A 13606-nucleotide genomic window follows, 5' to 3' on the forward strand; every position below is an offset into this window, starting at 1 on the left:
GAATCGAACCCGCATCATCAGCTTGGAAGGCTGAGGTAATAGCCATTATACGATGTACGCACATCGTCTTAACGAGTTTGATAATGCCACATCTAACTGAAAACGAAACCTTTTTCTTTCATTTTTATTCTAAGTGCTCGCATAACCACCACTCCGCTAGTTTTTCCATCATGTTCGGCGCTTTTAGAGTGAATAAAATGTGACTAAACTCTCGTTAAACGTAGGGCGAGAAACAACAAAGAACGCTCCGCTCTTTCTAAGACCCACTCAGTTGGATTTATAAACCTATTTTAGTGGTGTTTCCTCATCATAAAATTAACATAAATACAGGCAATTTGACTGTTAACATAAACTGATTTCCATTCGTATTTTGATGCCCATTAATAACAATCTGGATGCATTGTTTTAACTTGCCAGTCTGCCAAAGTATTCATCAAGCGAATCCGAAGCGGGTGGAGTTATAGGCTCCTCTAAGCGTTCGAAGGAAAAAGTAACGAATTTAGTTGATAATTCATGCAAAACTCTCGTCATTACGTCTATCGTTTGGTACATTTGCCGCACATTTTGTCTCCCCTAAAATTCCCATGCCTTCTCAGTTCCGAATTAACAAAATTGTTGAAATTGGTGACACTCTTCATCGCAGTGGTTGTGCTCCTTACAAGCTAGAGAAATACACCCAATTCTATGCAAAAAAGCATGGTGTCGATGTGATGATCCAAGCAACGCCAACCGCGATTAATTATCAATTTCCAGACGATAACAACGCCGTTATTCTTAAGCGTCTAAAGCCTGCTTCGATTAACTTGAGTTTGTTGGCCAATACCATCATTCGTATTAACCAACCGAGCAGTGAGCCTGTGCCAGAGCCTGTCGGTTACTCTAAACTTGTGACGGCACTGGCCAATATGGGTATTCCGCCAGCGTATCTGATGCTTATTGGCAGTACGTTGGAAGCCGTTGGCTTTTCTGCGTTACTGGGTCTGATGGTTTGGGTATGTCAGCAAGTTCTTCATTCACGTCGCGCTATTGCGGTTGAATTCATCTCGGCACTATTAACGGGTATCTTCGTGGCATTTTTGGCAAGCACAGGGTTGCCGATCCCGGTGTGGGCGTTATGTATCGCTTCGATTGTCTTGTTTGTCCCCGGGTTATCCATAGCCAACGCACTAGAATGTTTGGCGTTTAATGATCTCGTCTCTGGTACCAGTTTGTTAGGGCAGAGTGCATTAACCCTGATAAAGCTGTTTGTCGGGATTATTATGGGGCTCAACATTGGTGAAGCTATATGGGGACAAGCGGTCTCCATTGACTATACGAATGCGGTTCCGACATGGATGCACATATCTGGTTTGGTGTTGATCTCGGTGTCGATTGGTGTGATGTTCAATGCGCGTCCTAAAGACATCTTACTTGGCTTGCCAGTGGCAGTTCTGGGTATGTGGGGGCCGTTCTATCTAGGTTTTGACAGTGGTTGGGTTGTCGGCACTTGGGTTACGACGGTTCTTATTACTTTGTACGGAACTTGGATTGCCAAGAAGATGGAGCTCACGGGCTCTATTTATATCGTGCAAGGGATCATAATCTTGGTTCCGGGTAGCCGAGTATTAGTAAGTGCCAGCCAGTCGGTGTTTGAACAATCGATTTTGCCTATTCCAAGTATTGGTTTATCGGCGCTATTCATGTTCTCTGCAATCGTGGCAGGGCAAATCACCGCTTACTCGATTTACTCACCAAAAGTCGAACGTTAAGCCGTTCTGCTTCTCAACTTTTTAAACAAACACAGCTTAGCGGCTGTGTTTGTTCGTTTTAGGTACTGATCTTTTTTACGACAATTAGCTCTCCGTAAAACTTGTTAGATTTATGCTCGCTAAGCCTGACAAGAGTCATTAAAATGGAACAAATTCTATTTAAATGAAGTATTAACGTATGTCTCTACCTCCTTGCCCGCAATGCCAATCTGAATATGTCTACCCAGACCAAAACAACCTAATCTGCCCTGAGTGTGCCTATGAGTGGAACCCAGAAGAAGAGCGTTTAGAAAGAGAAGCCGCGCGTGTTAAGGACGTAAATGGCGTTGTATTGGAAAGTGGTGATAAAGTTACCTTCATTAAAGATCTAAAAATCAAAGGCAGTTCTAGCGTATTGAAAATTGGTACTAAAGCTGTGATTCGACGCATCAATGAAGGCAAAGATCACCAGCTAGATTGCAAGCTGGATGGTGGCGGTGAAATGCTCGTTACAGCGAAGTACGTTAAGAAGCAGTAGTCGAGCGTTGGCTATATAGTTCATTGATTATTGTTGGAGATATTTTGAAGTATTCGACAAGACCCGCTCAGTCATCAGATTATGAATTTCTGTTCGAGCTGAAAAAGGCGGCTGAATTTGAGCCAATCAAAGCTGTTTTTGGCTGGGATGAGCAAATTCAACGAGATATACATGCCGAAGAGTGGGCTGAAGAACGGCCCGAGATCATTGAATATCACGGCAAAGCGATTGGTAGTGTTTTGCTGCAAGATAAAGGCGACCACTTCTATTTTTGCCGATTTTTCTTGCTGCCTGAGTATCATGGAAAGGGAATTGGTAGCCAAGTACTGAAAGATTTCTTAACTAAAGCTGATTGCTTAACCAAGGCTGATAGCCTCAATAAGCCTGTCGAACTATGCTATTTACAAGGCAATCGAGTTGGAGGTTTGTATCTGAGGTTTGGATTTGAAATTACTTCGCAGAATGACCAGTTTGTTTATATGTGGCGGTCACCTGGCCAACATAGCAGATGTTAGATATAGCCTTTTAAAGTTATAGAGCAAATAGTTTTATATCAATGTAACTAAGTCTTAATCGCTATGTCTTGTGGCGGCACACCGAAGGTTTTCTTAAAAGCATTGGTGAAATTAGAAGGGTGCTGATAACCCGCTTCATAGGCGGCCTCGGTGATTGAAACCAACCCTCGTTCTAAATGCTGACGTGCGATCTCTAATCGTCTCAAACGGATGTAACCGTTGATTGTCATGTTGTATGACTGCTTAAAACGCCTTTGAATATTAGATACACTCATCGAAAAATGCTCAGCAAGCATTTTTAGGCTCAGCTCTTGGTCTAGATGAATTTCAATAAAGCAGATTACAGCCTCAATTCGTTCGTCATAACTTTGATGTTCAATGTTAGTTGCACGTGTCGCTGGTTTTATTATTTTTGGTTTAGTTTGGTAAGCCAGACAGCAAGTTTGTGGTAGTTGATGCATCGAATTCTCAAGGATCTGTTGAGTTAAGGATTCTATATGCAACTTCTGATGGAAGTTATTGGGTGAAGAGCAAGTCGTCAATTCTTGTGTAAGCTTCCAGATTTTTTCCGTCACTTCTAATTGGAAGTTGGCATTATGTGTATTGATGAAGTTTCGGCATTTACACTCTTCGGTTACTCGAGATTCGAACCATTTTGGTTTGACTAAGATGTTAATCTTATTGAGTTTATTGCTTGCTGTCATCACTCGACGGAAATTAGCGGGTTTAGTGAGGTTGACCACCACACCTTGAGGTTGATGAGTGGCATCGAGATCAAATTCGAGATCATCGTAACCAAATGACAGCTTACCTTCTAAAAGAATGGTGATCAGAACTGAAGCGTGAGCGGTAGAGATTATCTTAGTATCGACGAGCTCAATACAGCGGCCGCCGTGGATAAATATTAGTTCATTATATTGATAAGAAAGAAATTTCCCCTCAGCCAGTGATGTCTGTGTAGTTTGACCTTGTGTGACAATAATCTGCTTTTCTGTTTGCTCCAACTTTTTAGTCAGAGTGACTTTGCCAATTTTAGCCCGTTTAGACGTTACTTCACTCATTTGACCGTTCCTCATAACAGCTATGCGTTTTTGCATAAGCAAATCATCTGTGCATTTATAGGTTACAACCCTATCATGATTGATAATTATTATCATTTACATCTAGGATTGAATCTATGGAAAGCCCAGTCAGATCAACAATTAAGCTTTCAGCCCTCTATATCGCAATTGCCAGCACGTTTAGTAGCTCTGTTATTGCCGAAGAAAGTACATCGCACTTCGATGAAGTTGTGGTGTGGGGAACGAAAGTCTCAAGCAACACTGAATCGATCATTGCAGATGACATGTCACTGAAGCAAGCTGACCATATGTCAGATTTGCTGCGCGAAATCCCCGGAGTTGATGTTGGGGGAACGCACTCGATCAACCAGCGAATTACGATTCGCGGCCTAAGCGAAACTGACTTAGACATTCGATTAGATGGCGCTTCTCAGCACGCCAACATGTTCCATCATATTGGTAATTTGACTCTTAACCCTGACATATTGAAATCAGCGGATATCCAAGTAGGTAACAACTCGGTGACGCAAAATGGGTTAGGCGGTTCAGTGCTGTTTGAAACCAAAGATGCCAAAGATCTACTTCGCTACGACGAGACTTTTGGCGCTCGTGTTTATGGCGGGTATGCCACGAATGCAAGCCAGCAAGGTTCACTTACTGTGTATGGTTTGTTGTCAGATAACGTCGATGCCATGCTTTACAGCCATTACATGAGCCGTGACAACTTTGAAGATGGTGATGGTACTGAAACCTTTGGCTCAGAAGGGGATGTATACAATATTCTAGGTAAGATTGGTTTTGAGCCAAGTGACTTACACCGTTTTGAACTCTCTTATGATATGTACCGTGATAACGGTGATTACAGTCCACGCCCTGATATGTCGGGTGGTACGAACGTGGGTTTGTCTAAAAACATCCTCATTCCTACCGATTACAACCGTGACACCATCACGGCCAGCTATGAGCTGCGTGGTGAAAGTCATCAAGGTAACGTGACTCTATACAACACGGAAACTGAGATTCAGCGAGATGAAAGTGTTATGGCACCACGTTGGCCTTCTAATCGCTTATCCAAAAACACGGCTAAAAACCAAAACTTTGGTCTCAACGTAAAGTTCCAATCCGATTATCGCCTGATGTCGTTTGATAACATCGCGACTTATGGCTTTGACTACATGGACAAGTCATCGAGCAGCTATTACGGCAGCAGCAAGTTTATGGACGAGTCAGCAATCTCTACAGCCCTTTTTGTTGAAGATCAGTTCTACTTTACTCAAGCATTCTCGGTTACGGCAGGACTTCGTTTTGATGATTACCAACGTAAAGCAGAAGTCGGTAGCGAAGATTTTGACGATGTAACTTGGTCGTTGGCCACTCAATGGGATGTTACTCAAGATTGGACGCTGTTCGCGAGTACACGTTCGTTGTTCAAAGGCCCTGAGTTGATGGAGAGCTTTATTGCTTACCAAGATGTCGCTTATTTGGCTAACGATCTGAAGGCTGAGACAGGGCAGAACACGCAAGGTGGTGTCCGTTTCGATAAGCGCTTGGATAATCACTTTATTGGTGCCAACCTGACAGTATTCCAAACTAATATTGATGACTATATTGCCGAAAAGTATCAACGTGCAAGTAAGAGTTATTTGATTTATAACCTAGGTGACGTTGAGATAAAGGGCTTCGAGGCGAGCCTATCTTATGGCTACGAGATGTTTAACAGTAAGCTGTCCTATGCGCTTTCAGAGACTAAAAATAAAGACACAGGCGGTGCAGTCGCAGGTGGCAATGGTCGAAGTATTGATATGGGTGACAGCATTACGCTGACACTCGATTATCAGTCTGAAGCGCTTGAGACTATCTTTGGTTGGAATTCGATGTTCGTGAAAGATGAAGACAACGTATTCGATGGTCAGCCGATCAAAGAAGGCTATGACGTTCATAACCTGTTTGCTCAGTGGGTGCCTTCGAATCTTGATGGATTGTCTGTCACCTTTGGTATCGATAACGTGTTTGATGAGCAATACACCTCACACGCTTCTCGTTCAGGCACGGCAAGAGGCTTTACCTTGGATGACTATGAACCGGGTCGTAACTACAAGCTTTCTGCCGCGTATCAGTTCTAGAGAAGGTTCTAGTTCTCAGGGTTGGTTAGCGCAATAAACTGGCGGTCGTAGGCATCCGCAAAGTTTATTGACCAAAACTGAAGCTATTCCTTTAAGTCGGTCGTTTAAAGCATTCATTTAAGTCATTCTTTTAAGTGATTACTTCTAGTGATTACTTTAGGTGGCTAGTGAAAAGAAAAGCGCCTCTCAAGCAAGGAATCGAGAGGCGCTTTAGTTTTATTTATTATTGTTTGAATCATTCAATCGGCAAAGACAATACACCGCCATTGAGTTCGACCTGTTTCAGCCATTCGGTTGGGATTCCGCCATCTTCTTCGTAGAAACACGCCGCTAATACCGCGCCAATCACAATCGCACGCCCGCAGCTGTCACCGCCACATAAGATATTGTCGCGAATGCCTTGTTTATAGCTCTGAGCACCCGCAATGATGCGAATCAGCAAGGGAAATGCGGCACTCAGTTCACAATGCAATCCAAACTTCTTCGCGGCATCTGTTATTGAAAGCTCAGGTTCAGCCAATGCTTCATCGATTTGATCATGTATAAATCTGCTGCAAGTTTGTCGCACCATTTCTACGGACTGTAATGGTGAGTTGCCTTGAATCGCTGCTTGAATCAACAGGGTGATGGCTTGCGCCCATTCCACGGCTTTGTCGTTGTTGTTGGTCACTCGTACCGCGTTCTCTACCATCGCTGGTAAGGTGTGAGAGGTATAAGTACAGGCTACTAATGGAATGATCTTTGAAACTGCGGGGAGCTGCGTATCGTCTGCGCCACAGGCAGTAATCGGGGCGCCCTCTAGTTCTAATTGATGGATGTTCAGCAAGCTCATGCGCGTCGCTTTATCAATGTAGCCTTGCCAACTACCACCGAAATCAAACCATTTGCGGAAATGTTGAATATAGCTCGCTTCATCGTATTTTTGGTTGTCGACTAAACTATCGACCATTGCCAATAACTGAGCACCGTATTGCGAGTGCTCACCGGACGTTTTTCCTTGGTGCGCAAAGTAGCCTTTGTCTTGATAATCGAACTGATTCGGTGAGCGAAATTCTGGCTCGAAACCAGCCACGTGTAAGATCCTCTCTTGGTCATACAGCCAGTGCAACCCCATGGAAGCGGCGTCTCCAACCAATGCGCCGACAACGGCGTAAAAAGCTCTTTCTTTATGATTGTCCATGCTGAGTGATGTCCTTGAGAAGAATCAACGTAGTTCGATACTTCAAGTATAGTGATTAGACGAGTATTTCGCTGTGTTTCTAAGAAGAAATATGAAGGGATAAATCCCGATTGGTCAATAGCTTAAACCAATCAGGTGAACTTGATAAGGGAAAGGAATGGTCGGGCGAGTCGGTACTATTAATTAATGACGTTACTGATGGTTAAGGTAAGCACTAGAACGTTGTTCAATCACTTTGAACAGACGCGAAAGCGCAAAGCATAAAGCAAAATATACGAAGCCTACAATCAGCCAGATCTCGAAGATCAACCCCGATGAGTTTGTCATCTCAGTACCAACAAACGTCATCTCTTGGATCGAAATCAGAGACACAATCGACGTGTCTTTAACCAAGGAGATTGCTTGGCCTGCCAATGGTGGGGTGATGGCAGTTAATACTTGTGGGCCAACCACAAATCGATACTTAGACAATGCAGACAAGCCAAGCGAATCGGCCGCTTCCCATTGGCCTTTAGGAATACCTTCTAAACCCGCTCGAATCACTTCCGCAATGTAAGCCGAAGAGAGCAAACCAATACAGATAACACCAGACGCTAAGTTTTCCCAAAGGTTAGTAGGACCAAACAGAAAGGCTTGAACAGCGTTAATCTCGCCATTGTGTTCACGTAAGATACTTTCTAAACCAAGTAATGGAATCAGTTGGTTAGAAACGAAGAAATAGAATATGAAGACAAACACCAGTGGCGGAATATTTCGAACCAACTGGATAAAAATCAGTGCCGGTGTTTTGAAGAAAGCGATCTTTGAGTGTCTTGCTACACCTAACAATGTGCCAAAAGAGAGTGCTAACACCATACTCCAGACACTCAAGCGCAGTGTAGCGATCAAGCCTTGGAAGAAGTAGGGAATACTGCCTTGAGAAGGTGGAATGAAAATTAGGGTAAACGCATCTTCCCAGCGCCACTGGTAGTTGATACCAACAGCAGAACGATAATAAAGCCAGCCTGAAAACACACAAATGACAGCGAGTAACACGCCATCCAAAAGGTTAAGGCGTTGATACCAAGGCTTCATATAAACGTTGGGCTTAGGTGTTGTTAATGCGCTAGTACTACTCACGTCATTCCTGTTTAAACAATAATAATTAGTAGGCTGTTTTGTTGAGTTTTAGATCATCATTAAAGCGAATCAAGTTGCCGAATCGAGGCAGTGCAGACAACGCACTGCCTCGATTCACTAGCAAAAGTTCTGATTACTGACCTTGAGCAATCTGGTCTTGCCAATCTAGAGTAGAGAACCAGTACTCGTAACGCTCTTTCAACCAACCATCTTCAGTACGTGCTTTGATCCATTCGTTGAAGAATTCTGCCTTGTCAGTTTCACCTAGGCGAACTGCAAATGCTTCGTTACCTTTTGATAGACGCTCTTCAAATGGAATAAATAGCGTGTCTGCGTTTTTGATCGTTTCGTGTTCTGGTTTCGGGCTAGACGCGATAACCGCGTGTGCGTTACCGTTCAATACTTCTTGGAATGCTTGAGCATCGTCATCGAACTGCAGAACTTTCGCTTTAGGGAAGGTTTCACGAGCGACTTGAACCGTGAATGCTCCACGACGTGCTGCAATTTTTACGCGGCGAGAATCAAAATCAGAGATCTGAGTAAAACCTTCCGCTAGCTCTTTGTTAGCCGCCAGTTGAACGCCAGAGTGCGAGTAAGGTTCAGTGAACAATACGCTTTTAGCACGAGCTTCAGTGATAGACATACCGCCGATGATCACATCAAACTTCTTCGATAATAGAGAAGGGATAATACCGTCCCATGCCGTAGGTACAAATTCGACTTTCCAACCAGAATCTTCGGCAAGGCGTTTAGCCACGTCGATTTCAAAGCCAACGAGATCGCCTTGTTTGTTACGCATCGCCCAAGGAACAAATGTCGACATACCAACGCGCAGTGAGCCACGTTCGTTGATTTTATCGAGGTTAGGCGTTTCAGAAGCAAGTGCAGGCAAACTTACGGCAAGCGCAAGTAGGGCTGTAATCGCGGTTTTAAATAGCTTCATGCTGATAAATCCTTATTGTGTTCGCCAGTTAGCTCCGAGCTTATGCTCAAGCCAAGCAGCAACGGCAGAAAGTGAAAGTGTAAGAGCAAGATAAATGATCGCCACAGAGAACCAAATCTCGAATGGCATCGCGGTTTCAGAAACGATGTTTCTGGCTTCAGTCGTCAGGTCAAATATAGCCATGACACTCACAATTGAAGAGTTTTTAATAAGAGAGATCACTTCATTGGTCAAAGGTGGCAAGGTACGTTGCACCACCTGAGGAAGAATCACATCCCAGTAAGTATAGGTCTTTGATAAGCCCAAGGATTGAGCTGCTTCAAATTGTCCTCTCGCAATACCATTTAAACCAGCACGAAATATCTCGGCGGTGTAAGCACCTTGGAAAAGTGCCAAGGCTAAAACGGCAGTACTAAAGCGATCGAGCCCTAATACGGGGCCAAATACAAAATAGAGCAAATAAATTTGTACTAATAACGGCGTGTTACGAATCAACTCAACATAGCTGGTGGCTAAGGTGCGTCCAACCACAGAATTTGAGTTTCTCAATAGTGCTGTCGTTAAACCAATGATCAGCGTAGCAAGCAAAGAAATCAAAGAGATATTGATGGTAACCAGTAGCCCTTCAACTAATTCTGCAGGCCACCATTCACCATCTTCATAGAAAGCAATATAGTCCGGCACACGCTCCCATTGCCAGCTGTATCCCATGGTTTGTGCACCAGAGTCGAGAATCCAAACAACAGCAGCCACCAGTACAACAATTTGTACCAAAGCAGATAGGGCGGGTTTAATAATTCGAATCAACATCAATAAGTCAGGATCTGATTTAGGAACGCTTGAGTACGTTCATGTTGAGGGTTTTCAAAGAGCGCTTGTGGCGTATTCGATTCCACAATTTGTCCTTCATCCATGAAGATAACGCGGTCGGCCACTTGTTTCGCAAAGCCCATTTCGTGGGTCACACACACCATGGTGATACCTTCGCTCGCCAGTTCAACCATCACGTCGAGCACTTCGTTGATCATCTCCGGATCAAGCGCTGAAGTCGGTTCATCAAAAAGCAGTAATTCAGGCTTCATGCACAGTGAACGGGCGATAGCCACTCGTTGTTGTTGGCCACCAGAAAGTTGTACAGGATATTTGTTGGCTTGTTCTGCGATGTGTACGCGCTCGAGATAGTGCATTGCAATCTTCTCAGCTTCTCGTTTGCTTTTTTTAAGCGTACGAATCGGCGACAGAGTCAGGTTTTCGAGCACGGTAAGATGGGGGAATAAATGAAAATGCTGAAACACCATTCCGACTTGGCCAGGTGTATTGAATTTACTCGGAAGCACTTGTTCTAACACGCAAAGCTCGCCACTTTCGAAAGGTTCTAGCTGATTGATACAACGGATTAAGGTTGATTTACCCGAACCTGATGGCCCGCAAATCACCACTATCTCTCCTTGTTCAATATTTAAATCGATATCCTTTAGGGCATGAAAATCACCATACCACTTGTTAAGTGACTTAAACTTAACCATTTCCTTGAGATTGTTCAAATCGTTGTTCATACCTAGTAAAGAGACAGGTTTACCTTACCAATATAGAAATCTGAATGCACATAAAATTAAGGACTTATGAGAATTTAATAGCATCTTGTAGGGCAAATTAAAAAGCAGCGCCCAAAATGAACGCTGCTTTGTTTGTACGAAAGAAATAAGTAATGGGTTCAGTCAGATGTAAAAAATCATCTTTGTGTGACCATTGCCTTTGCTTTCTCTCTACTTTAGCAATTCTTAGTGAATCGCAGACTCTAAAATCTCACGCGTTTTCTCTGGCGTGATTGCTTGGTTTTCGCCAAGTTGCAGGTAACCGTGTGATTCAAGTTGAGCAACAACGTTGTCGATTGCTGCCGCTTTAGTTGCTTCGTAACCGTCGAACATGGTTGGAACGTCTAGGCTGTGGTAGAAGGCTTCGATTGCCGCGATTGTACGCTCGGCTAAATCAGCACCCGCTTCTAGGCCAAATACGTTACGACCCATTTGCTCTAGCTTGCCGCGCTTCGCTTCGATTTGGTTACGAAGTAGTGAAGGTTGAACAATCGCAAGAGAACGCGCGTGGTCTACGTGCCAAAGCGCAGTGAATTCATGGCCAATCATGTGTGTTGCCCAATCTTGAGGAACGCCAGTACCAATCAGGCCGTTAAGCGCTTGGTTTGCAGTCCACATTAGGTTTGCACGCCATGCGTCGTTGTCACGCTCGTCGTATTGCTTACCCAGTACAAGTAGGTTCTTAAGCAGTGTTTCTGCGTAACCGTCTTGAACCATCGCGTCTGTAGGCATTGTGATGTATTGCTCACATACGTGAACCCACGCATCAACTAGACCGTTGATCAGTTGGCGTTCAGGTAGAGACTTCATTACATCTGGGTCCATAACCGCAAACTTAGGCTGTACCGCAGGGTTCATGAATGCCAGTTTCTCTTGAGTTTCTTTACGAGTGATTACCGCACCCATGTTAGATTCAGAACCTGTCGCAGGAAGTGTCAGTACCGCACCAATTGGTGTCGCTTCTGTTACTTGGTGTTTACCCGCTAGGATATCCCAACCGTCGCCGTCGTATTTAGCTGCCGCAGCAACGTATTTAGAACCGTCGATTACTGAACCACCGCCAACAGCGATAATGAACTCTACGTTTTCTTCTTTAACAAGAGCGACGGCTTTATCTAGCGTCTCTTTGGTTGGGTTAGCTTCAACACCAGCGAACTCAATCCAAGCGTGATCCTTTAGAGAAGCGACAACTTGGTCGTAAACACCGTTGCTTTTGATTGAACCGCCACCGTAGATGACTAGTACTTTCTTCGAAGTATCAACCGCTTGGCTGATAGCGTTGATTTGGCCTTGGCCGAAGTGGATAACTGTAGGGTTAACATAAGTGAATTGCATTAGAGATTCCTTGTGTAAAGCTCAATTTGTTATTTTATTTGATTGCTCAATTTCTATATTTGCATATTAGTACAGTAATCTAGGGTGATGAAGAGCTGATTCTCTAAATAAATTGCCTATTTCTACAAAATTGATATTCTTTCTCTGCTTTAGCTTACTTACTCTTAGCACTTGGAATGGAAAGTCGCCACTTATGAAAACACTCGCGCAGTTGTTACAGTCTTATGTAGAACACAAAGGTTGGGATGATCTCGAAGGGATCAGAGAAACTGAAATTGGCGGTGTGTGGTTGTATAGAAGCAGTGGCGGGAATCAACGTCAGCCATTCACTTACCAGTCGGGTATTATCATGCTCGGGCAGGGCAAAAAGAACATCTATATTGGCGATAGACCCGTTACTTACGCTGCTGGTGATTATCTTGTGGTAGGCGTGCCAATGCCATTGGAGTGTGAAGCCTTACCTGTAAATGGCGAACCATTGCTTGGTTTGTCGATAAGCATCGATTCTCAGCGCTTGCACAGCTTAGTCAAAAAGCTGGAAGACCAAGGCTTTCTAGAGAGCTACTGCAACAAGCACAAGCAGAATTCGAGCGGCTTAGAATCGACGCCAATGGAAGAGCAAATGCTGGAGAGCTTTACTCGATTGGTCAAAACTCTACATTGTGACATTGAAGCCAATATATTGGGCGATGCCATGGTCAGCGAAATTGTCTACCGCGCCCTAACCGGTTCAGAAGGGCGTGTGCTGTTTGATTTAGCTCATCATGACGGCCATTATGCACGTGTCGCCAAAGCGCTGTCTAAAGTGCATGAAGAGTACGACCAAACCATCACTGTTCAATCGCTTGCCGACGAAGCCAACATGAGCGTGTCTGCCTTCCACAATGCATTCCGTAATGTCACCTTTGAATCCCCTCTTCAATATTTGAAGAAGGTAAGACTCAACAAAGCCAAAGAACTGATTCAGCTAGAAGGCCTTCGCATCAGCGATGCTGCTCGCCGAGTCGGCTACTCGAGCCCATCCCAATTCAGTCGCGAATTTAAGCGCCACTTCAATACCACTCCAAGAGCGGTTTAGATCTTCTTTCAACGAAACTATCTGTTGAGAGCTATGGTGTTGAGAGCTATGGTGCCAAAAGCTATGGTGTCGATTGCTCTTCGTTGATGCCATCGTGATTCCTGAAAGTCCCATGTCTTGGCTGAACACAGTACTTCTCATGTCATCCCCCCTGAGTCTCATATTTGTTGAATTATATGAGTAAATGTATCTAATCATAGGCATTGTCAGATTGTAGGTATTTGATTCTCGAATATATTATTAACGTACTTATATAAAATAAGCTCTCGAAAATAATTAATTAAATAGCCTAAGAGTTTATGCACGGGTATAAGGGATAAAGTTACTAACCTAGCTAGCTGACGGATCCCCTCATAATTTCCCTAGTCCTGCGTTGTGTGTGAGCCTTTGAT

At 44.0% G+C, this 13606-nt stretch carries 12 protein-coding genes; 5 read left to right on the top strand and 7 right to left on the bottom strand.

Annotated features, from left to right (window positions below; genetic code table 11):
• The first annotated feature begins 584 nt into the window (after nucleotides 1–584).
• The 3 genes from AB6E08_RS20800 (at nucleotide 585) to AB6E08_RS20810 (ending at nucleotide 2780) form a co-directional block, all read left to right on the top strand.
• Nucleotides 585–1748: a threonine/serine exporter family protein gene (locus AB6E08_RS20800; protein WP_009845522.1), complete on the top strand. Its 1164-nt coding sequence runs from the start codon at nucleotides 585–587 to the stop codon at nucleotides 1746–1748.
• Between the two features lie 178 nt (nucleotides 1749–1926).
• Complete coding sequence (locus AB6E08_RS20805; RefSeq protein WP_004731484.1) at nucleotides 1927–2265, top strand: zinc ribbon domain-containing protein YjdM; 339 nt, start codon at nucleotides 1927–1929, stop codon at nucleotides 2263–2265.
• Between the two features lie 44 nt (nucleotides 2266–2309).
• Nucleotides 2310–2780, top strand: a complete 471-nt coding sequence (locus AB6E08_RS20810; RefSeq protein ID WP_372063364.1) for a GNAT family N-acetyltransferase — start codon at nucleotides 2310–2312, stop codon at nucleotides 2778–2780.
• Between the two features lie 47 nt (nucleotides 2781–2827).
• Here AB6E08_RS20810 and AB6E08_RS20815 read toward each other — a convergent pair whose 3' ends face one another.
• The gene (locus tag AB6E08_RS20815) at nucleotides 2828–3937 is read right to left on the bottom strand and encodes a helix-turn-helix domain-containing protein (protein ID WP_372063366.1); all 1110 of its coding nucleotides are present in this window, start codon (nucleotides 3935–3937) and stop codon (nucleotides 2828–2830) included.
• A gap of 20 nt (nucleotides 3938–3957) precedes the next feature.
• On the opposite strand from AB6E08_RS20815, the gene AB6E08_RS20820 reads away from it, so the two are divergent.
• Nucleotides 3958–5964 carry a TonB-dependent siderophore receptor gene (locus AB6E08_RS20820; protein ID WP_372063368.1) on the top strand — a complete coding sequence of 669 codons (2007 nt, stop codon included), beginning with the start codon at nucleotides 3958–3960 and terminating at the stop codon, nucleotides 5962–5964.
• Nucleotides 5965–6199: 235 nt separating this feature from the next.
• Here the strand turns inward: AB6E08_RS20820 and AB6E08_RS20825 are convergent, their stop codons facing one another.
• From AB6E08_RS20825 to AB6E08_RS20850, 6 genes are all read right to left on the bottom strand, one after another.
• Nucleotides 6200–7144 carry an ADP-ribosylglycohydrolase family protein gene (locus tag AB6E08_RS20825; protein WP_372063370.1) on the bottom strand — a complete coding sequence of 315 codons (945 nt, stop codon included), beginning with the start codon at nucleotides 7142–7144 and terminating at the stop codon, nucleotides 6200–6202.
• A 192-nt stretch (nucleotides 7145–7336) separates the two neighbouring features.
• Nucleotides 7337–8263, bottom strand: coding sequence for an amino acid ABC transporter permease (locus tag AB6E08_RS20830; protein ID WP_372063372.1), 927 nt, complete (start codon nucleotides 8261–8263; stop codon nucleotides 7337–7339).
• 133 nt (nucleotides 8264–8396) lie between these two features.
• Nucleotides 8397–9206 (bottom strand): transporter substrate-binding domain-containing protein, encoded by an 810-nt coding sequence (locus tag AB6E08_RS20835; RefSeq protein WP_012600468.1) that lies wholly within the window; start codon nucleotides 9204–9206, stop codon nucleotides 8397–8399.
• A 12-nt stretch (nucleotides 9207–9218) separates the two neighbouring features.
• Entirely contained in the window at nucleotides 9219–10016 is a 798-nt protein-coding gene (locus AB6E08_RS20840; protein WP_372063374.1) for an amino acid ABC transporter permease, read from the bottom strand.
• A complete protein-coding gene (locus AB6E08_RS20845; RefSeq protein ID WP_017078274.1) occupies nucleotides 10016–10762 on the bottom strand; it encodes an amino acid ABC transporter ATP-binding protein in 747 nt (248 codons plus the stop codon). Before AB6E08_RS20845 ends, AB6E08_RS20840 begins: the two co-directional genes overlap by 1 nt.
• A gap of 225 nt (nucleotides 10763–10987) precedes the next feature.
• A complete protein-coding gene (locus tag AB6E08_RS20850) occupies nucleotides 10988–12136 on the bottom strand; it encodes an iron-containing alcohol dehydrogenase (protein ID WP_004731461.1) in 1149 nt (382 codons plus the stop codon).
• A gap of 193 nt (nucleotides 12137–12329) precedes the next feature.
• Between AB6E08_RS20850 and AB6E08_RS20855 the strand changes: the two genes are divergently transcribed.
• Nucleotides 12330–13214 carry an AraC family transcriptional regulator gene (locus tag AB6E08_RS20855; protein WP_009845512.1) on the top strand — a complete coding sequence of 295 codons (885 nt, stop codon included), beginning with the start codon at nucleotides 12330–12332 and terminating at the stop codon, nucleotides 13212–13214.
• The last annotated feature ends 392 nt before the right edge of the window (nucleotides 13215–13606 follow it).

Source organism: Vibrio sp. 10N.247.310.24 (genome assembly GCF_041467175.1).
Lineage (GTDB): Bacteria > Pseudomonadota > Gammaproteobacteria > Enterobacterales > Vibrionaceae > Vibrio > Vibrio tasmaniensis_A.

Excerpts from the sequence above, each read along its gene's own strand:
- AB6E08_RS20800 (WP_009845522.1), top strand. The coding sequence starts at position 585 with ATGCCTTCTCAGTTCCGAATTAACAAAATTGTTGAAATTGGTGACACT.
- AB6E08_RS20805 (WP_004731484.1), top strand. The coding sequence starts at position 1,927 with ATGTCTCTACCTCCTTGCCCGCAATGCCAATCTGAATATGTCTACCCA.
- AB6E08_RS20815 (WP_372063366.1), bottom strand. The coding sequence starts at position 3,937 with ATGATAATAATTATCAATCATGATAGGGTTGTAACCTATAAATGCACA.
- AB6E08_RS20820 (WP_372063368.1), top strand. The coding sequence starts at position 3,958 with ATGGAAAGCCCAGTCAGATCAACAATTAAGCTTTCAGCCCTCTATATC.
- AB6E08_RS20825 (WP_372063370.1), bottom strand. The coding sequence starts at position 7,144 with ATGGACAATCATAAAGAAAGAGCTTTTTACGCCGTTGTCGGCGCATTG.
- AB6E08_RS20835 (WP_012600468.1), bottom strand. The coding sequence starts at position 9,206 with ATGAAGCTATTTAAAACCGCGATTACAGCCCTACTTGCGCTTGCCGTA.
- AB6E08_RS20840 (WP_372063374.1), bottom strand. The coding sequence starts at position 10,016 with ATGTTGATTCGAATTATTAAACCCGCCCTATCTGCTTTGGTACAAATT.
- AB6E08_RS20845 (WP_017078274.1), bottom strand. The coding sequence starts at position 10,762 with ATGAACAACGATTTGAACAATCTCAAGGAAATGGTTAAGTTTAAGTCA.
- AB6E08_RS20850 (WP_004731461.1), bottom strand. The coding sequence starts at position 12,136 with ATGCAATTCACTTATGTTAACCCTACAGTTATCCACTTCGGCCAAGGC.
- AB6E08_RS20855 (WP_009845512.1), top strand. The coding sequence starts at position 12,330 with ATGAAAACACTCGCGCAGTTGTTACAGTCTTATGTAGAACACAAAGGT.